Origin of the sequence: Xenorhabdus szentirmaii DSM 16338 (genome assembly GCF_002632585.1) — a bacterium.
Lineage (GTDB): Bacteria > Pseudomonadota > Gammaproteobacteria > Enterobacterales > Enterobacteriaceae > Xenorhabdus > Xenorhabdus szentirmaii.
The window spans coordinates 1,981,920-2,000,888 of the sequence record NZ_NIBV01000001.1; the positions used below are offsets into that span (position 1 = coordinate 1,981,920).

Genomic DNA, 18,969 nt, shown 5'->3' on the forward strand with positions numbered 1-18,969 from the left:
ATTACGCTCCTTTCGTTGATGCTTTTCATTCAACGTTAGCGTTTCCTTTTGGCTGTACTGGTACCCTCTCCGGCCAGCGCAGCCAATTGTTCTAATTTCTTCTTTAATTTTTCCGGGCTACGTTCAGCCAATCCCATTAATATTTTTGCACTTTCATGTGTTAAATGGCGTTTCGGAAGATCCTGACTATCATTATTGGTTTCTTTTATTAGCGATTTTGATGAATTCTGGAGATGATTGCTATTCTTAACCATCAATGATGGATTAATCCTGATGTCGATTGAGGATAAAGATGGTAGAATTTCACTCCTCAGAGTAGAAAGCAATGTCGGGATTTCATAACGAAGTCGTGTCATCCAACTGGCATTTCCTACTTCCAGTACCAGAATTTGTTTGCGATAATTGGCGACCCTGCACAATGGCTGCAATTGTGCGGGAAGTAAACAGAGAACAACACGGTTTAATTTTAATAATGCGCTGGTATGTTGTTGAATATTTTGAAGCGGGCTTTTTCCGACAGTCACCGAGTCTTCAAATAATGTATCCAGTAGTTTTGGGCGACTATCTCGCATAACAAGGCAGCTCCAGTATTTATTAATGAAGGATTAATGAGTATTTTAAATCTTTGGCGACAATTTGGTAGACGTTATTTTTGGTCTCACCTTTTACTGGGCATGGTTGCAACAGGAATTGGTGTTCCTACTGTTTTCGCTGGAGTGGCAGAAAGCCTTCCCCACACGAATACATCTTCCTCCCAAGGAAACCAAAATCAAGCTTTCTCTTCGTTTGAACATTTATTTCAACTCCATTTGTTTCAATTAAAAAGTGCGCAGCGTCAACCGGTAAGCTCTTTAAATTACTGGCAGCAACATGTTGTACGTAATGTGATCCGTCAACTTTCTTTTGCTTTTTCGATGGCAAAACCAGCCAGATACGAAACAGTAAAAGAAAGTTCACAGATCTCTTCTCCATCCATGCAACAACTGATGTTAGATACGTTGCATGCGATGCTGACACAAGCCTCCATGCCATTGAATGAAACTGTTGCTGATGTTTCTTTGGCGATGGCTGCGCTTCCTGATATTCATACTCCGGCACTCTGGGTCGCTCAAATACAAGGTATCAGAGCCGGGCCAATTTCTAATCATTTTTCTTTGCTGTAATAATGCTGTTTTATTTTGTTTTTGACTGAATAAGACAGCTTTTTTTGATTAATGATTGGTTGGCTACAACGATAGCCTTATCTGAGATGTACTAAATATGCTAATTAAATTACTGACTAAAATTTTTGGTAGCCGTAATGATCGTACCTTGCGCCGTTTGCGCAAAGTGGTTGATGTGATCAGCCGCATGGAGCCGGATTTTGAAAAACTCACTGACGAAGAACTGAAAGCCAAAACAGACCAATTCCGTGCCCGCCTGAAAGAAGGGGACACACTGGAAAAAATTCTGCCGGAAGCCTTTGCAACTGTTCGTGAAGCCAGCAAGCGTGTTTTTGGCATGCGTCATTTTGATGTTCAGTTGCTGGGCGGCATGGTACTGAATGAACGTTGCATTGCGGAAATGCGTACCGGTGAAGGTAAAACCCTGACAGCAACATTGCCGGCATACCTCAATGCCCTGAGCGGACGAGGGGTTCATGTTGTTACTGTGAATGATTACTTGGCCCAGCGTGACGCCGAAAATAACCGCCCATTGTTTGAATTCCTTGGTTTGACCGTTGGCATCAACTTACCGGGTATGCCTGCGCCAGCAAAACGCGAAGCTTATGCCGCAGATATTACTTACGGAACTAACAATGAGTATGGTTTCGATTACCTGCGTGACAACATGGCATTTAGCCCAGAAGAACGAGTTCAACGCAAACTGCACTACGCCTTAGTGGATGAAGTGGATTCAATTCTGATTGATGAAGCGCGTACACCGCTGATCATTTCAGGGCCTGCTGAAGATAGCTCTGAACTTTATATCAAGGTGGATAAGCTGATACCCAAATTGGTTCGTCAGGAAAAAGAGGATTCAGATACTTTCCAGGGTGAAGGGCACTTCTCTGTCGATGAAAAATCACGTCAGGTTAACCTGACAGAGCGTGGCTTGGTGTTGGTTGAAGAGCTGTTGGTTGCTGCCAAATTGATGGATGAAGGCGAATCCTTGTATTCACCGACTAACATCATGTTGATGCATCATGTAACAGCCGCCTTGCGTGCACATGCCCTGTTTACCCGCGATGTCGATTATATCGTCAAAGAAGGTGAAGTTATCATTGTTGACGAACATACCGGGCGTACAATGCAGGGGCGTCGCTGGTCTGATGGTCTGCATCAGGCTGTGGAAGCGAAGGAAGGCGTTGAAATCCAGAATGAAAACCAGACATTGGCTTCAATCACTTTCCAGAATTATTTCCGCATATATGAAAAATTAGCAGGGATGACGGGGACTGCTGATACGGAAGCCTTTGAATTCAGTTCTATTTATAAACTGGATACCATTGTCGTACCGACAAACCGTCCGATGGTCCGTCAAGATTTAGCCGATCTGGTTTACATGACGGAAGCGGAAAAAATTGAAGCGATCATTGAAGATATCAAAGAGCGTACCAGCAAAGGCCAGCCTGTATTGGTGGGGACAATTTCGATTGAAAAATCAGAAGTGGTTTCCAATGCATTGACGCATGCGGGCATTGCACACAATGTGTTGAACGCAAAATACCATGCAATGGAAGCGGATATTATCTCTCAGGCGGGTCAGGCAGGAACCGTGACTATCGCAACCAACATGGCCGGTCGTGGTACAGATATCATGTTGGGCGGAAGTTGGCAGGCTGAAATTGCTAAATTGTCAGAGCCGACTGAAGAACAAATCGAGAAAATCAAAGCCGAATGGCAAGTGCGCCATAAAGAGGTTCTGGCAGCCGGTGGTTTGCATATCATTGGTACAGAACGCCATGAATCACGCCGTATTGATAACCAGCTGCGTGGTCGTGCAGGGCGTCAGGGAGACGCGGGTTCTTCACGCTTCTATCTCTCAATGGAAGACTCCCTGATGCGTATTTTTGCTTCTGACCGCGTTACAGGAATGATGCGCAAACTGGGTATGCAGCCGGGTGAATCGATCGAACACCCATGGGTTACCAAAGCGATTGCCAATGCCCAGCGCAAGGTTGAGAGCCGTAACTTCGATATTCGTAAGCAACTGCTGGAATATGATGATGTAGCGAATGACCAGCGCCGTGCAATTTATGCCCAACGCAACGATTTGCTTGATGTGAGCGATGTCAGCGAAACCATTGCAAGCATTCGTGAAGACGTCTTCAAATCTACCATTGATGCCTATATTCCACCACAATCACTGGAAGAAATGTGGGATGTGGAAGGTTTGCAGGAACGTTTGACCAACGATTTTGACTTGCCGTTGCCAATCAAAGAATGGCTGGATAAAGAGCCAGAATTACACGAAGAAACATTGCGTGAACGCATCCTTGAGAAAGCGATTGAATCTTATCAACAGAAAGAAGAGATCGTTGGTGAAGAGATGATGCGTAACTTTGAAAAAGGCGTCATGCTGCAAACGCTGGATACATTATGGAAAGAGCATTTGGCTGCGATGGATTACTTGCGCCAGGGCATTCATTTGCGTGGTTATGCACAGAAAGATCCAAAGCAAGAATACAAGCGTGAATCCTTCGCCATGTTTGCTAACATGCTGGAATCACTGAAATACGAAGTGATCAGCACCTTGGGCAAGGTTCAGGTCAGAATGCCGGAAGAAGTTGAAGCGCTAGAGCAACAGCGTCGTGAAGAAGCGGAGCGTTTGGCGAGAAGACAACATTTAAGCCATGAAGTTGAACAAGGTGCGCTGATGTCAGAGGCTGAGGCGAAGATGGCAAGCGGGGAACGTAAAGTCGGGCGTAACGACCCTTGCCCATGTGGTTCTGGCAAAAAATATAAGCATTGTCATGGCCGCTTATAATTAGATTTAATGTAAAATGCCAGTGGTCATTGTGAAGCCAACGATGACCACTGGCGAACCCGTTAAATTTTCAATACCAATTCCTGCATATTACCCACACCATCAATAAACTGCTCATCATGGGAAATCAAAACCATGGCACCGGCATAATCGTGTAATGCTTTCTGAAGCAGTTCTCGTGATTCAATATCCAGATGATTGTCTGGCTCATCCAATAGCAATAGGGCGGGAGCATATGGGCCACAAAACAGACACGCCAGTGCAACCTTAAGTTGTTCGCCACCGCTCAGATTGCCGACAGGTTTTAATGCTTCTTCCCCACGAATGCGTAATTGCGCGAGGTGGGTTCGGTAGCGATCGTCAGTCCAGCCCGGAGACTGTAATTGAAAATTATGCAAAGCGGATTGATTTTTATCCAGAAACGAAAAATGTTGATCCATCAGACGATAGGAGAGAGTGATTCGGCAAGTTCCTTGTTTGGGAGAGAGAAGCCCTGTCATGACTTTCAATAAGGTTGATTTTCCGCTGCCATTATTGCCGACAACAGCAAGACGTTCATTACTATTCATTGTGAGACTAATGGGGGAATCTGAGCCAAAAGGGAGAATAACATCCTGCAAGTGAAGTAACGGTGGGGTAGCAGTTTGTGGAGTGGCTACAGCAATGGACAGCGGATCAACAATTTCTAATTTCGTTCTGGCATCTGTGGCAAGTGAGCTATGCCTTTGTATTCGTTCTTCATGTAATTTTGCTTGTCGTGACAGAGTGGCCCCTGAACGATCCAACTGACGATCAAGAAGAATTTTAGCTTGGTTGGCATTTTCTCGCCGTTGCTTGTCCTGACTCTGCCTCTTGTTTATTTTTTCATGATCTTTTTGCTTGTCTTGCAATACTTGTTTCAAGCTTTTCTGGGTTTGTTCGGCTTCACGCTGAATACCCAGCCGGAGTTGTTCCTTACTTTCCAACCACGTCGCCCACCCGCCGATACTGCGGGATAACCTTAATCCGTTGAGTTCATAGACAATTGATGTATGTTGCAGCAATTGGGTATTGTGGGTAACCAGCAAAATACCGCCATTGAAAGCATCCAGCCATCGCGCTAGCCAAAGACGCCCTTGCCGATCAAGGTGATTGCTGGGTTCATCCAAAATCATAAAGCCGGCACCTTGTCTTTTTAGTGTCAATAGTTTGATTCGTGTTTGCTCTCCTCCGCTCAGGAAATTAAAAGGTTGGTTCAGTATGTTTGGATTGAGTTCACCTTCTGCTAGCAAAGATTCAACCTGAAATTGCCAATCCCAATTACCCTCCATCACATCGAAATCGCTTGTGTCACCAACACCGGCCAGAACCCGCTCATTCGCCTTCATGATCTTGGTTAATCCCAGCATATCGGCGGCGTTGCCAGCAAAAGATGCCAAACCTTGTGATAAATAGCCCACATCACAAAAATGCCTTACACCGCCTTCGGTGGGTGAGATCTTTTGTGCCAATATAGATGCCAACCAAGACTTGCCAATACCATTACGCCCGACTAACGCATGTTGTTCTGCATTTAAAAACATATCAATACCTGAAAACAAAGGGGCTGCTTCACTGGAAAATTGATAGGCGATTTGTTTTGCTTCAATTAATTGTTGAGCGCCATATTGCATAAACGGTTTTTCCTTATTCTTTGAAAGAATGGCTCAATCTGAATCTATTTTGAAATGGATTTTTTTACACCGCTTGCTATCTGTTTTTACATGATATGTTCTTGTGAAGGGTAAAGTTTATTAACAGTTGAATGAAATGCAGCTTTTCAATTTAAGCTAATTTTATTGTTGTTTGCAAGAGATAATAACCCAGATTAAATAACCTGAATTATGCCCATAATTTATTTCACATGAGTCATAATCGTTATTTCAAAGCATTTAATATCGAATAGGCACAACAATACCTTACGGCTGATTTTTGCCATTAATTCAATGAGATCGGCTTTAATTGCATATACCTTCCAACCGAAAAAAACCAAGCTTACATTGACAGGATTCTGACATTGCTATTCTTAAGCAAAAAACTAATGGATATCACTTTCTTTCGGCATTCACAGCTTCTGACAGAGAAGGGGAAAGTTGTGATGGCAATTCATTTATTTTTCAGAATTATGTCAATGTAATCTCTGTGTTGTTAATTTTTTCCCAATCCCTTAACCGGATGGTGACCATCTGTATTTTTTTGCTGTACTACCCATCAAAAACTTTATTTCGGGAAGCCGCAGATTATGAAAGACGATGATTTTGGCGAAATCAATAAAGGCAATGCCCTGTGATTTTTCTTTGCAAAAATTTTGATCGTGCCTCAGACTCTTAGTTCCTTTTTCGTTCCTTCCTCAAGTAGAGCTTCGTTTAAAGAGTAAACAGCAAGAAAAAATCATTATGGAAAAAAAACATCTGCATATTGCCGCAGGCATCATCAAAAATAGTCAAGATGAAATATTTATCACTCAGCGTCATGTTGATTCACATATGGGCGGTTTTTGGGAGTTTCCCGGCGGGAAACTTGAACAAGGAGAAACACCAGAACAAGCCTTGATTAGAGAATTAAGGGAAGAAGTTGGAATTACTGTCACCCATTGGGAGTTGATGGATACTATCCAACATGACTTTCCTGACAGAAATATTACGCTCTACTTTTTTATGGTTGATAAATGGGAAGATAAACCATTTGGTAAAGAAGGACAGCCTTTCCGCTGGGTCCCGCAATCAGCATTAATTGCGGATGAATTTCCACCTGCAAACCGCAGTATCGTGGCTTTTCTGACGAAAAATAATGCCCATTGAAAAATAGAATTTAACCTCTTGAATTGAACAATTTTAAGATATTCATGTTACATCGCAGCATGTTCCGACCCATGGAGGACAGCTGCGATGTCAACTGAATGATGCTACAAGTTTGGGTCTTCGCTCCAGTTCTCATTTTCTGAACAGTCACTCTGACTCGGTATTTTCTTTTCCTCGCTGGCCCATTCACCTAAGTCTATTAATTGGCAACGCTTGCTGCAAAATGGACGATGCGGGCTAATTTCTCCCCAAATGACGGTATTGCCACATGTTGGGCATTCAACCGTTAATACTTCAGACATTTCAATTTCTCCTGCACAACACGATTTGAAGGTTATCCTTCTCATTCTCAAGTTGCTGGGTGGTGTGCCGGGCAGCAACTTGGAATGCATTGGGTATATGTTAACAGCAGGCTAATTCAAATGACAAATTGGCAGGGACAATTCCATGCTCACTGTCCATAGGTAAAAAACGAATGGCAAAGCGAGTTTTGTAGCCAGAGACTTGCGGATAAGCCAGTGAATTTATATCAATGTCTAATTTTAATCTCAATAAATCAGCCTCATCTGCATTACCTTGAAAGAAACCATTATGGGCAATTCTAGGCGTAAAAGGTGCAGTTTGGCGTATCAGCCCCAAAATACTTTCTAATGCTCGTTGCAGGGGAGCAAGGCTATCTAGCCAGAGCTTGACGGTTTGATCTCTGCTTGATTGTGGCAAGTGCAGCCACAGGTGTAATGTCGGCAGATCAAAACTACAACACCCTCCCGGAATGCTGAGTCGCTGGCGAACCATGTTAATCATCCGATCTTCTTTGATAGAGTGACCAAGCCGGGGAGCCTGACTCAGGGCTATGCTGCGTTCTTTGAGTTGTTCCGTTAAAGTATGGATCATCGCTGCATCAGCATTAGGAGCACTTAGCCAGTGTTTTAATTTTGTTTGTTGGCGTTCTAACTCTTTCAGTAATTCAGAACGGACTTCCCCACGCTCCAGGATTTCAATTAACTCGGCAATGGTACGAAAGAACGCAAGGCTACTTGATTGTGAGTCAAGACAGCGCTGTTTTTCCAATTGTTGTAATGAAGACTCAATCCTCAACCATGAACGCATTTTTTCATTGAGTGGATGTTCAAAAATAATAGAGGAGGTTGCATCACTCATTATGATTTTCCTGTCTGACTGATTTTGTTTTAAACGCTTCTGCTTGTTTCAGATATTGCTGATGTAACTCCATTACACGGGAGGTTATGTCTTGCTCGCTCTGGTGGTTGGAAATGACATCATCTGCTTGTGCCAATCTTTGGTGGCGGCTGGCCTGTGCAGCCAAAATATTTTCAACGTGCTGACGAGTTACGCCATCACGGGCCATTGTTCGGCTGATTTGTATCTCAGGAGGGACATCGACAACCAAAATACGGTTTGCTAAGTGCATTAAATTATTTTCAATTAGCAAAGGAACAACCCAGATGACATAAGGGGCTGTAACTTGGCCTAATTGCCGCCGTGTTTCTGTGTGTATCAATGGGTGTAAAAGCGCATTAAGCCATTGCTTTTCTATTGGAGAATCAAAGATTTTTTGACGTAACATTGCACGGTTAAGGTTACCGTCAGGAAGTAGTATATCAGCACCACAATGCTCAACGATTGCCTGCAATGCAGGCGTCCCGGCAGCAACCACTTCTCTGGCAATAACATCTGCGTCAATAATGGGAGCGCCAAGGGACGAAAATACATTAGAGATAGTCGTTTTACCGCTACCAATTCCACCAGTGAGTGCAATAATATAATTCATTCTATCCCTTAAAACATAGTCTGATAGCATAATTAAATTGTAACTCAAGGGAGAGTGTTGGGCTATAAACAAACACGTTATTATTCCCGGCATTACGAGTGATAGGTGATAAAAATAACGTCAAGCACAAAAGTGTTGTTACGCCAGTATGCTACCCAATTGAAATATAGGCAGGTACATGGCCAGAAGTAATAAACCGACAACTAAAGCCATTATCAGCATCAACAGGGGTTCAAGTAATTGGACTAAATTATCCGCAAGGTTAATGGATTTTTCTTGATACCATTTTGCAATATTATGTAAAAATGACTCTAACTCTCCGGATTCTTCACCGATTGTGACAAATTGTTGACATAAAAAGGGAAAGCAAGTTGCTTTTTTTAAGGCTTCACTCATTGGTATCCCTTGTTGAATTTGCCTGTGCAAGCTGCTCACTCCCTTTATAAAAATAGGATGATGAGTGGCATTCAGGGCACACTCTAGCCCCATAGTGAGTGTTAATCCTGCTTTTTGGGTCATAAAAAGAATGTGAAATATCTGATTGGTTTGTTGGTAAATGATAAGTTTTTTAAATAGAGGAAGTTTTAGCAGAAGCATTTTTTCTTTCATTTTCACTTTGGGAAAACGATGGCGCAACCATAAATAAGCCGTCAATAAAATGCACATTATCAAAAGAATTAATGCGCCATAATGAATCAAAAAATCAGAGCTGGACAGTACCCATGTTGTTAACCAAGGTAAAGTGGCATCGAAGGAGGAATACACTTGCCGAAATTCTGGCAAAACAAAAATCAGCATTAAAATAATGACCATCAATGTTACGAAGGCAACAATTAAAGGATAACGATAAGCTTTTTGAATTTTTGCCCGCAATATATTTTGTTGCTCAAGTCGGGAGATAATTAATTGACAGCAATTTTCAAGCTGACCAGTTTGCTCGCCAACTGCGATGATTTGGCAAAATAGTGTCGGAAATAGCTTTGGGTAACGTGCGAGCGTTGTGGAAAATGTTTCACCTTGACTGATTTTTTGAATGATGTCCGTTAATACACACCGCCAAAGAGCATACTTGCAATCTTGCAATAAAATAGTTAATCCCCGAAGTAAGGGGATGCCTGATGTCAGTAATGTACTTAATTGATGGATAAAATGCAGGCGATAAGAAATTTCTTTTTCGCTGTAATGAATCATCTCTTTGCACTTAATGGCATAAGGTTGTAATTCGAGATAATTTAATTGCTGAAATACACTTTTTTTACTTTGCCCAAGACTTTCTCCTTTAATGATATTTCCTTTGTTGTTAATTGCTTTCCACTGATAAATAAATTCTATGTTCATATGTTCTCATTGTTTTTCAAAAATGGTGCAGCTGCTATTTTTAAGGTTGCAGTTTTATTGGTTTATTGACTTTGGTTACCGTTTTTATAAACAGATGGTTATCTCTGTTCCTGAGAGTTCCCGGTAATAAGTGAGAGGCCTTTGCCTCTCGCCATAGGTCAGCTTTTGGTTGGGTGATTTTGAGCTATTCGCATCAGGTTATGTGGAGCTATATGTACCTTGGCTCTTTCTTTTTCCATTATGTGGCATCTTGATAATCATTGGGTATCACTTCTTGGCTGGTGATTTGATAAACCTCTTCAAGGGTTGTTATTCCTTTTTCCACTAACGCAAGGCCGGCCGAAAAAAGTGTTGAATCTTGTTGTGTGGTAAGTAAATGGGAAAGTGTATCCGTTGATCTTTCGGATAGAATTTGTTGGCGTTCAGGATTGATTTCGAGAAACTCATAGATGGCAGTTCTGCCATAGTAGCCAGAAAAACAGTGGTCACAGCCTACTGCGTTCCATTTTTTTATCGCTAATGTGAGGGAGTCTGTTTTTCCTATAGGATTAGGGATCAATGTAATATTATTGTCTTGTTGGCGGCAATGTTGGCAGAGCTTCCGAACCAGTCTTTGCGCAATGATCAGTTTTACACATGATGCGGTGATATAACCTGAAATCCCCAGATTTTGCAGACGAGACAAGGTATCGATAGTGGAATTAGTATGGAGTGTTGATAAAACCAAGTGGCCTGTTTGAGCGGCTTTCATTGATATTTCGGCAGTTTCGTTATCACGAATTTCACCAACCATAATGATATCGGGATCTTGCCGTAACAATGCCCTGAGTATTTTGGCAAAATCGAGCCCAATTTTATTATTGACGGGTGTTTGATTAATACCATTTAGTGGAATTTCGACAGGATCTTCAACACTGCAAATATTCATTTTTGCCTGATTTAAATATTGTAGGCAGCTATAGAGTGTGACAGTTTTTCCGCTCCCTGTGGGACCAGTCACTAAAATCATGCCTTGTGGCAAATTCAGTTTTTGTTTTAACAGTTGCAACTGTATTTCAGGCAGACCAAGTTGCTGTAAGGATAATTGATGGATAGTGTTTAAAATGCGCAGGACTACCTTTTCTCCATGCAATATGGGGAGTGTTGATATACGTATTGCATAACTGTTTTTCCCATCGTTCCAATCAAATTGCCCATCTTGTGGCTGGCGTTTTTCAGCAATATTGAGCTTGCCCATGATTTTTAAGCGAGCGGGAATACTTACACTCATTTGAACAGGGGGAGGAGGCATGAGATGTAAGATGCCATCAACCCGGATGCGTATTTGATAGCCATTTTGAGAAGGCTCAAAGTGGATATCAGATGATCTTTTTTGTATCGACGTTAATATTGTTTGATTAATTAATTGAATGACAGGTGTGTCGGCGTCCTCATCAAGAACATGGTTGACTTGTGTCGGATAATGATTCGGTTTACTGGCATCCAATTGCTCGATACGGTAAGGCGCAATATTATCATTTTCCTTACAATAATTTTTTTCTGATATTAATAGATTTTTTTCTGCCAGCATCGATTCTATTTTTGCCTGAGGCCAAATTTCAATATTTACGATTAAACCAGAAATAAAACGTAATGCGGCTATAAAATCTTCGTCAGGTGATTGGCAGCAGGCAATAGTAATAGCATGGCTATCCTTTTTTAAAATGATAGCCTGATGCTTTTGGCATAATTCTTTTATTTCTCTTTCTATTAAGGGATGTTCTTTGGTAATCATTAATTTTCTTCCTTATGACGATAATGAATGAGCATGTTTTTTTGAAATAAATGATTTAAATTGCCACCTCAAAACTTTAACGTTTCCTGACATTTTAATTTCAGTGATTCGTTTTCTGATTTACACAAGATTTTCCATTGTGTTATTCCTGTTTTAGTATCTTGAGTAGGTTTCAGCGTGATATTGAGTTCACTGAGATTTTGTTGTCCTACGACAGTAATTTCTCCGTCTTTGACTGTAATGTCATTGACATAACGGCTGTTGTGAGTTGACGGAATGGAAGACTGGCCTGAGTGACAGCCTTTGTAATTTTCCGTTTCAAAACGACAAAGTTCCACGCCAGATTTATAAGGTACAATAGCTTGTAACATATCGGTCAATGCCGCTTTTTGGATATACCCCTGATAACTGGGAATGCCGATTGCACTCAAAATGGAGACAATGGCCATGACAACCATAACTTCCATTAATGTAAATCCTTTCTGATTCATTTTTTCTTCCTTGGTGTATTCAGTATTGGGGACACATTGCTGACTTGCAGATATACTTATCGTTTTCAAGCTGTAGCTTTGTTGGTTTACGTCCATTCACTCTTGCCGCTGTTTTTAAAAAATTACGGAATCTTGGTACTGTCGGGAATTTAAGTTCCCGCGCCGTTGTGCTGCAACTCGAAATCCGTGGGATATCGTGATGAGCAGCATGAAGGAAAAGGAAAAAAATAAAATAGCGTTAAGAATATTTGTAGAATCGAATCGAGAAATTAATTACCTGTTGCATTTTTTACAAAAAATTTTTCGGGCGGGTTTGCAAATAAAATAAAAGAGCGCCACACACATTGATGTATGTTAAGGACTCATGAGTGAATCTGTTACACTTTAATCGTCCAATGGCGATCAGGCTCTGAATGGGTATAAACAACAAAGATAGAAGGTAACAGAATGAAACTACATAGCGGGTGGATTGACACAGCACGGAAGGTTATCTCTCCACATTGTGATCTACGCCCAGAAGATGAGATTCCATCATTGTTGGTTATTCATAATATTAGCTTACCTCCCGGTAAGTTTGGTGGGCCGTATATTGACCAACTATTTATGGGAACACTAAATCCTGAGGATGATCCTTTTTTTGAGGAAATTAAGCAATTGCGGGTTTCTGCCCATTGCCTGATTCGGCGTAATGGGGAAATTGTACAGTATGTTCCTTTTGACAAAAGAGCTTGGCATGCTGGTGCCTCTTGTTACCTTGGGCGTGACAGATGCAATGATTTTTCGGTAGGAATTGAACTGGAAGGTACTGATTATGAAGCATTTACTGAAATTCAGTACATTCAGCTGGCTGAAATCACTAAATTGCTCATCAGCCAATATCCTGATATCCGGAACAATATTACAGGGCACAGTGATATCGCCCCCGGTAGAAAGACGGACCCGGGTCCTTATTTTTACTGGGAACAGTTTCGTCAACTATTGAAGGAGTGAGTTGAATGACACTCTTTATTTTATTGTTAATCCTGGCGTGGGAACGTGTTTTCAAGGTGGGGAACACTTGGCAGTTGGAACGCTATTTATCCCCGGTTTTTGCCAAAATAAAATCATATTCATTGTGGGGGAGCTTGGGAATAACTTTTTTATTCACCCTGTTAATTTGGAAATTACTTGATGTTTCGAGCTCTTTTGCATTTGGCCTTCCTGCAATTTTATTGAGCATTATCATAAGTTTGCTATGCATTGGTGCGGGAGGACTTCGGGCTGACTATCGCGGATATCTTCAGGCAGTTCGTCATGATGATCTTGAGCAACAGAATGGTTATTTAGCCCGTCTGACAATGATTCAAGGGGTGTTATCTGATACAACCAAAGAAGAGCGGCTACGAGAGATACAGAATGCATTAATTTGGATAAATTTCCGTTATTATCTTGCCCCCATTTTTTGGTTGATTGCTCTGGGACAATTTGGCCCTGCTATTTTGGTGGGATATGGATGTCTCAGAGCCTATCAGGAATGGCTGGCGCAGAATGCAACGGCAGTACAGCGAGCCCAATCTGGTGTTGATATTCTATTGCATTGGTTGGATTGGATTCCAGCACGTCTGGCAGGGATTGCCTATGCGCTGTTAGGTCATGGTGAAAAAGCGCTGCCTGCTTGGATCGCTTCACTCACTGATTTTCGTACATCCCAATATAAAGTGGTTAGCCAGCTGGCTCAATTTGCATTAAGCAAAGCACCTCATTTGAATTCGCTGGAAACACCAGTAGCTGCTGTTGCATTGGCTAAAAAAGCGACATTCACGATTGTTATTATTGTTGCACTATTAACGGTTTATGGGGCGTTGGTTTGATATATAAAATGATGTGCTATTAATTTGATGATCATTTGATTGAAAATAAAAAGGGATTTGATTTTTAAATCCCTTTTTGAACTATGACTCATAGTGTATCAAATATTTATTTTTTAAATTAAGTTAATAAATAGTGATTTTTTTAGATGTTTTTTAGAAATATCCATTTATTAAATGGTATCACCTCAAGTTGTTTTTGGATTAATTAACTGCTTAATATTCCTTTGTTAAGGAATGGTTTTTGTATTTTATTTATTTCTAATTATTTTACTTTTTTTTAAATGGTAATTTAAAATCATTAAATAATTTTGATAGTATTCTTTTTTTAATGTTTCTCATCTGTGGATTTATTGATAAATATCTAATGTAAATTTGACATATTATAAATAGATACTAATTTTAATTATGAAAGGTATTTAAAGGGAGGGTAAAAAAATGGCTGATTGGGATTTAAAGCATATGCATATGACTTTTATAAATAATACTGATTTTTCTTTCACTCTGGGTAACTTTGGTATAAATATGAAAGAAGGAACTGTAGACCCCTATCCACCAGATAGTATTGGTAGCCATGAGACCGTTACTATTAACGCTCGCTCGACTTCGCTAGTGATGGGACTTGAGGGCACTATTACATATTATGCGCAGGGTAATAATGGTAGAATGGATATTTATATAGATATGCCAATTTTTGGCGGTAATACATTTACTGTCACTTTTTATGAATTGTCTGATTTGACATACACTGCGGAGAATACTACAGGCAAATTAAAGAGTAATCCAATAGTGACTATTAAACATAAGTAGGGTTAATTTTAATAATTATTCTGGCTATTTGTTATTAGCTTTATATTAATTCCTGCGTGATAAATATGCTTGCTAATATTCTTTTATTAATGGAGAACTCGCGGTTATGGTGTTATTGCGCCATAACCGCGAGTTTTTTATAGGGTAAATGCGTTATTCAAACGTTAAACTCCGGCAGATTTACTGCCTAAAAAATCCTCTCTGGTTATAATTTTCTGATAAAATTTAAAATAATTTGTTAAATTTTGCAGATTTTTATGATTTGCCTCAAGGTCTTTATAGACAGCTGGTGAATACTTTGTTACTTTAAGACCCTGTACTTTAAATTGGTATTACCAATTGACTCCATCCTTGTTATCTTGAGCTTGCTGACTATAATTTAAGCTGCGAGGCTCTAGGTAAGCAGGGCATAGTCCAAAGCAACATTTACTTATTGAATGGCTTACAGCAGATATGGCCTATAGCAAGATTCGCCAACCAAAGTTATCAGATGTGATTGAGCAGCGTCTTGAACAGCTCATTCTTGAAGGCTCGCTTCGCCCGGGAGAAAAACTGCTGCCTGAGCGCGAACTGGCGAAACAGTTCGAAGTATCACGCCCTTCATTGCGTGAAGCCATTCAAAAATTGGAAGCCAAAGGTTTTCTTTTCCGTCGTCAAGGGGGAGGAACTTTCGTGCAGAATAATCTGTGGCAAAGTTTCAGCGACCCACTTGTCCAACTTATTGCAGATAATCAAGAATCCCAGTTTGATCTCCTTGAGGCACGCCATGCATTAGAAGGTATTGCGGCTTATTATGCGGCGCTTAGGGGAACTGATGAAGATTTCAAACGCATTGAACAAAGTCACCTTGCTATTCAAGAAGCACAACAAAGCGGTGATGTTAATGCGGAATCTGATGCGGTCCTGCAATATCAGCTCGTTGTCACGGAAGCTGCCCATAACGTGGTATTACTGCATTTATTGCGCTGTATGATCCCAATGTTGGAACAAAACATCAGGCGCAATTTCGAATTCATTTATACCCGTAAGGAAATGCTGGCAGCCGTTAGTGATCACCGGGCTGAAATTTTTCACGCCATTATGGCAAGAAAACCGGAAGCAGCCCGAGAAGCTTCCCATCGCCATTTGGCTTTTATTGAAGAAGTTTTATTGGATTTGACTCGTGAACATACTCGCCGCGAGCGTTCATTGAGACGACTCCAGCAACACCAGGAATAAGAATCTTTCCCTTGGGATATTATCGGCAACTGAAATACCCGAAAAGGGGCAGATTCTAAACTTGGCTGTACAAATCCTGACTGCTGCGTTTGTACAGTTCGTCGACTCTTCATCTAAGAGTTTTAGCAGCGATATATAGCAGGGCCTATCTTCCGGTCATAACAGGCGGTTTGTCAAAGGGTATGACCAGAAGATAGGCTCCAACAACCATTAGAAATAGATAACAGATAAGGAATAAACCATGTCAGATATGTTGAAAAATGACGTGGATCCGATCGAAACTCGCGATTGGTTACAGGCGATCGAATCGGTCATCCGTGAAGAAGGTGTTGAGCGTGCTCAGTTCCTGATTGATCAGGTGTTGAGTGAAGCTCGTAAAGGTGGAGTTAGCGTTGCCGCAGGTGCTGCAAGTCGTAATTACATCAACACTATTCCTGTTGAGGATGAGCCTGCTTACCCTGGCGACCAGAATTTAGAGCGCCGTATCCGCTCAGCTATTCGCTGGAACGCAGTAATGACTGTTCTGCGTGCATCTAAAAAAGATCTGGAACTGGGTGGTCACATGGCTTCATTCCAGTCTTCCGCTACTGTTTATGAAGTTTGTTTCAACCACTTCTTCCGCGCTCGCAATGAAAATGATGGCGGTGATTTGGTTTACTTCCAGGGACACATTTCTCCGGGTGTTTACGCTCGTGCTTTCCTTGAAGGTCGTCTGACTGAAGAGCAGATGAACAACTTCCGTCAGGAAATTGGTGGCAACGGTCTGTCTTCTTACCCTCATCCAAAACTGATGCCTGATTTCTGGCAGTTCCCAACTGTTTCTATGGGCTTGGGGCCAATCTCCGCGATTTATCAGGCTAAGTTCCTGAAATATCTGGAAAATCGTGGTCTGAAAGACACATCTAAACAAACCGTTTATGCTTTCCTGGGTGACGGTGAAATGGATGAGCCAGAATCCAAAGGTGCGATCACTATCGCAACGCGTGAAAAATTGGATAACCTGGTATTCATCATCAACTGTAACTTGCAGCGTCTGGACGGCCCGGTAACCGGCAACGGCAAAATCGTCAACGAACTGGAAGGCATCTTCGAGGGCGCAGGCTGGCAAGTACTGAAAGTTCTGTGGGGCGAGCGTTGGGATGAGCTGCTGCGTAAAGACACCAGCGGCAAATTGGTTCAATTGATGAACGAAACGCTGGACGGCGACTATCAGACATTCAAGTCTAAAGATGGCGCTTATGTTCGCGAGCACTTCTTCGGCCGTTACCCAGAAACGGCGGCATTGGTCAAAGATATGACTGATGAAGAAATCTGGTCCCTGAACCGTGGTGGCCACGATCCTAAGAAAGTGTACGCTGCACTGCACAAGGCGCAGAATACTACAGGTAAACCAACGGTAATCCTGGCTCAGACCATCAAAGGTTATGGCATGGGTGATACCGCAGAAGGCAAAAACATTGCCCATCAGGTTAAGAAAATGAACATGGAAGGCGTTCGCCTGTTCCGTGATCGTTTCAATGTGCCTGTAGCGGATGATCAAATCGAAAAACTGCCATATGTTACTTTCGATAAAGATTCTGAAGAATCCAAATACCTGCATGAGCGTCGTAACGCACTGGGTGGCTACCTGCCAAGCCGTCGCGTTAACTTTGATGAAAAACTGGAAATCCCGGCTCTGGAAGACTTCAGCTCTCTGCTGGAAGAACAATCCAAAGAAATTTCTACCACCATCGCTTTCGTTCGTGCACTGAATATCATGCTGAAGAACAAGTCGATCAAAGATCGTCTGGTTCCAATCATTGCTGATGAAGCACGTACTTTCGGTATGGAAGGTCTGTTCCGTCAAATCGGTATCTACAGCCCGAACGGCCAGCAGTATACTCCACAGGACCGTGAGCAGGTTGCTTACTATAAAGAAGACGCAAAAGGCCAGATCCTGCAAGAAGGTATCAACGAACTGGGTGCTGCTTCATCTTGGCTGGCGGCTGCAACGTCTTACAGCACCAACAACCTGCCAATGATCCCGTTCTACATTTACTACTCCATGTTCGGATTCCAGCGTATCGGTGATCTGTGCTGGGCGGCAGGTGACCAACAGGCTCGCGGCTTCCTGGTCGGTGGTACTTCTGGTCGTACGACACTGAACGGTGAAGGTTTGCAGCACGAAGATGGCCACAGCCACATTCAGTCTCTGACTATTCCTAACTGTATCTCTTATGACCCAGCATTCGCTTATGAAGTGGCTGTTATCATGCATGATGGTCTGGAGCGTATGTATGGTGAGAAACAAGAGAACATCTACTACTACCTCACCACACTGAACGAAAACTACCACATGCCGGCAATGCCAGCAGGCGCAGAAGAAGGTATCCGTAAAGGTATCTACAAGCTGGAAAGCCTGGAAGGTGAAAAAGGTAAAGTTCAGTTGCTGGGCTCTGGTTCTATCCTGCGTCATGTTCGTGAAGCAGCGAAGATCCTGTCTGATGAATACGGTATCAGCTCTGATGTCTATAGCGTAACTTCCTTCACTGAACTGGCTCGTGATGGTCAGGATTGTGAGCGCTGGAACATGCTGCACCCGTCAGAAGCTCCACGCGTTCCTTACATTGCTCAGATCATGAACGAAGCACCTGCTGTTGCTTCTACTGACTACATGAAACTGTTTGCAGAACAAGTACGTAACTTTGTTCCTGCAAGTGAATTCCGTGTATTGGGTACTGACGGTTTCGGTCGTTCTGACAGCCGTGAAAACCTGCGTCACCACTTTGAAGTTGATGCTTCTTATGTGGTTGTTGCGGCTCTGGGTGAATTGGCTAAACGTGGCGAAGTTGATGTGAAAGTGGTTGAAGAAGCCATCGCTAAATACAACATCAATCCAGAAAAAGTTAACCCACGTCTGGCATAAGAGGTA

16 protein-coding genes are annotated in these 18,969 nt (G+C 42.0%); 8 read left to right on the forward strand and 8 right to left on the reverse strand.

Going from position 1 to position 18,969, the window contains the following annotated elements; all coding sequences use genetic code 11:
* Positions 1–35: 35 nt before the first annotated feature.
* The gene (locus tag Xsze_RS08970) at positions 36–572 is read right to left on the reverse strand and encodes a DUF721 domain-containing protein (protein ID WP_038241886.1); all 537 of its coding nucleotides are present in this window, start codon (positions 570–572) and stop codon (positions 36–38) included.
* A 36-nt stretch (positions 573–608) separates the two neighbouring features.
* Here Xsze_RS08970 and secM point away from each other — a divergent pair, with 36 nt between their 5' ends.
* Positions 609–1,163: a secA translation cis-regulator SecM gene (secM, locus tag Xsze_RS08975; RefSeq protein WP_038241883.1), complete on the forward strand. Its 555-nt coding sequence runs from the start codon at positions 609–611 to the stop codon at positions 1,161–1,163.
* Between the two features lie 97 nt (positions 1,164–1,260).
* Positions 1,261–3,969, forward strand: a complete 2,709-nt coding sequence (gene secA, locus Xsze_RS08980; RefSeq protein ID WP_038241881.1) for a preprotein translocase subunit SecA — start codon at positions 1,261–1,263, stop codon at positions 3,967–3,969.
* Positions 3,970–4,031: 62 nt separating this feature from the next.
* Here secA and Xsze_RS08985 read toward each other — a convergent pair whose 3' ends face one another.
* Positions 4,032–5,621, reverse strand: coding sequence for an ATP-binding cassette domain-containing protein (locus Xsze_RS08985; RefSeq protein ID WP_038241880.1), 1,590 nt, complete (start codon positions 5,619–5,621; stop codon positions 4,032–4,034).
* Positions 5,622–6,383: 762 nt separating this feature from the next.
* Between Xsze_RS08985 and mutT the strand changes: the two genes are divergently transcribed.
* Entirely contained in the window at positions 6,384–6,788 is a 405-nt protein-coding gene (gene mutT, locus Xsze_RS08990) for an 8-oxo-dGTP diphosphatase MutT (protein ID WP_038241877.1), read from the forward strand.
* A gap of 104 nt (positions 6,789–6,892) precedes the next feature.
* Here mutT and yacG read toward each other — a convergent pair whose 3' ends face one another.
* From yacG to ppdD, 6 genes are all read right to left on the reverse strand, one after another.
* A complete protein-coding gene (gene yacG / locus Xsze_RS08995) occupies positions 6,893–7,090 on the reverse strand; it encodes a DNA gyrase inhibitor YacG (protein WP_038241875.1) in 198 nt (65 codons plus the stop codon).
* 100 nt (positions 7,091–7,190) lie between these two features.
* The gene (gene zapD, locus Xsze_RS09000) at positions 7,191–7,949 is read right to left on the reverse strand and encodes a cell division protein ZapD (RefSeq protein WP_038241872.1); all 759 of its coding nucleotides are present in this window, start codon (positions 7,947–7,949) and stop codon (positions 7,191–7,193) included.
* On the reverse strand, positions 7,942–8,580 hold the full coding sequence (gene coaE, locus Xsze_RS09005; RefSeq protein ID WP_038241869.1) for a dephospho-CoA kinase: 639 nt from the start codon (positions 8,578–8,580) through the stop codon (positions 7,942–7,944). Before coaE ends, zapD begins: the two co-directional genes overlap by 8 nt.
* A gap of 138 nt (positions 8,581–8,718) precedes the next feature.
* Positions 8,719–9,918: a protein transport protein HofC gene (hofC, locus tag Xsze_RS09010; protein WP_038241867.1), complete on the reverse strand. Its 1,200-nt coding sequence runs from the start codon at positions 9,916–9,918 to the stop codon at positions 8,719–8,721.
* A 238-nt stretch (positions 9,919–10,156) separates the two neighbouring features.
* Positions 10,157–11,692 carry a type II secretion system protein GspE gene (gspE, locus tag Xsze_RS09015; protein ID WP_038241863.1) on the reverse strand — a complete coding sequence of 512 codons (1,536 nt, stop codon included), beginning with the start codon at positions 11,690–11,692 and terminating at the stop codon, positions 10,157–10,159.
* A gap of 68 nt (positions 11,693–11,760) precedes the next feature.
* Positions 11,761–12,183 carry a prepilin peptidase-dependent pilin gene (gene ppdD / locus Xsze_RS09020; protein WP_038241861.1) on the reverse strand — a complete coding sequence of 141 codons (423 nt, stop codon included), beginning with the start codon at positions 12,181–12,183 and terminating at the stop codon, positions 11,761–11,763.
* A 447-nt stretch (positions 12,184–12,630) separates the two neighbouring features.
* Between ppdD and ampD the strand changes: the two genes are divergently transcribed.
* The 5 genes from ampD (at position 12,631) to aceE (ending at position 18,963) form a co-directional block, all read left to right on the forward strand.
* Positions 12,631–13,173 (forward strand): 1,6-anhydro-N-acetylmuramyl-L-alanine amidase AmpD, encoded by a 543-nt coding sequence (gene ampD / locus Xsze_RS09025; RefSeq protein ID WP_038241859.1) that lies wholly within the window; start codon positions 12,631–12,633, stop codon positions 13,171–13,173.
* Between the two features lie 5 nt (positions 13,174–13,178).
* Positions 13,179–14,033: a beta-lactamase regulator AmpE gene (gene ampE, locus Xsze_RS09030; protein ID WP_038241856.1), complete on the forward strand. Its 855-nt coding sequence runs from the start codon at positions 13,179–13,181 to the stop codon at positions 14,031–14,033.
* A gap of 435 nt (positions 14,034–14,468) precedes the next feature.
* On the forward strand, positions 14,469–14,840 hold the full coding sequence (locus Xsze_RS09035) for a hypothetical protein (RefSeq protein WP_038241853.1): 372 nt from the start codon (positions 14,469–14,471) through the stop codon (positions 14,838–14,840).
* Between the two features lie 453 nt (positions 14,841–15,293).
* Positions 15,294–16,058 (forward strand): pyruvate dehydrogenase complex transcriptional repressor PdhR, encoded by a 765-nt coding sequence (gene pdhR, locus Xsze_RS09040; RefSeq protein ID WP_038241851.1) that lies wholly within the window; start codon positions 15,294–15,296, stop codon positions 16,056–16,058.
* 241 nt (positions 16,059–16,299) lie between these two features.
* Entirely contained in the window at positions 16,300–18,963 is a 2,664-nt protein-coding gene (gene aceE, locus Xsze_RS09045) for a pyruvate dehydrogenase (acetyl-transferring), homodimeric type (RefSeq protein WP_038241848.1), read from the forward strand.
* The last annotated feature ends 6 nt before the right edge of the window (positions 18,964–18,969 follow it).

Excerpts from the sequence above, each read along its gene's own strand:
- pdhR (WP_038241851.1), top strand. The coding sequence starts at position 15,294 with ATGGCCTATAGCAAGATTCGCCAACCAAAGTTATCAGATGTGATTGAG.
- ampD (WP_038241859.1), top strand. The coding sequence starts at position 12,631 with ATGAAACTACATAGCGGGTGGATTGACACAGCACGGAAGGTTATCTCT.
- Xsze_RS08970 (WP_038241886.1), bottom strand. The coding sequence starts at position 572 with ATGCGAGATAGTCGCCCAAAACTACTGGATACATTATTTGAAGACTCG.
- zapD (WP_038241872.1), bottom strand. The coding sequence starts at position 7,949 with ATGAGTGATGCAACCTCCTCTATTATTTTTGAACATCCACTCAATGAA.
- yacG (WP_038241875.1), bottom strand. The coding sequence starts at position 7,090 with ATGTCTGAAGTATTAACGGTTGAATGCCCAACATGTGGCAATACCGTC.
- secA (WP_038241881.1), top strand. The coding sequence starts at position 1,261 with ATGCTAATTAAATTACTGACTAAAATTTTTGGTAGCCGTAATGATCGT.
- coaE (WP_038241869.1), bottom strand. The coding sequence starts at position 8,580 with ATGAATTATATTATTGCACTCACTGGTGGAATTGGTAGCGGTAAAACG.
- aceE (WP_038241848.1), top strand. The coding sequence starts at position 16,300 with ATGTCAGATATGTTGAAAAATGACGTGGATCCGATCGAAACTCGCGAT.
- Xsze_RS08985 (WP_038241880.1), bottom strand. The coding sequence starts at position 5,621 with ATGCAATATGGCGCTCAACAATTAATTGAAGCAAAACAAATCGCCTAT.
- mutT (WP_038241877.1), top strand. The coding sequence starts at position 6,384 with ATGGAAAAAAAACATCTGCATATTGCCGCAGGCATCATCAAAAATAGT.
- ppdD (WP_038241861.1), bottom strand. The coding sequence starts at position 12,183 with ATGAATCAGAAAGGATTTACATTAATGGAAGTTATGGTTGTCATGGCC.
- hofC (WP_038241867.1), bottom strand. The coding sequence starts at position 9,918 with ATGAACATAGAATTTATTTATCAGTGGAAAGCAATTAACAACAAAGGA.
- Xsze_RS09035 (WP_038241853.1), top strand. The coding sequence starts at position 14,469 with ATGGCTGATTGGGATTTAAAGCATATGCATATGACTTTTATAAATAAT.
- ampE (WP_038241856.1), top strand. The coding sequence starts at position 13,179 with ATGACACTCTTTATTTTATTGTTAATCCTGGCGTGGGAACGTGTTTTC.
- secM (WP_038241883.1), top strand. The coding sequence starts at position 609 with ATGAGTATTTTAAATCTTTGGCGACAATTTGGTAGACGTTATTTTTGG.
- gspE (WP_038241863.1), bottom strand. The coding sequence starts at position 11,692 with ATGATTACCAAAGAACATCCCTTAATAGAAAGAGAAATAAAAGAATTA.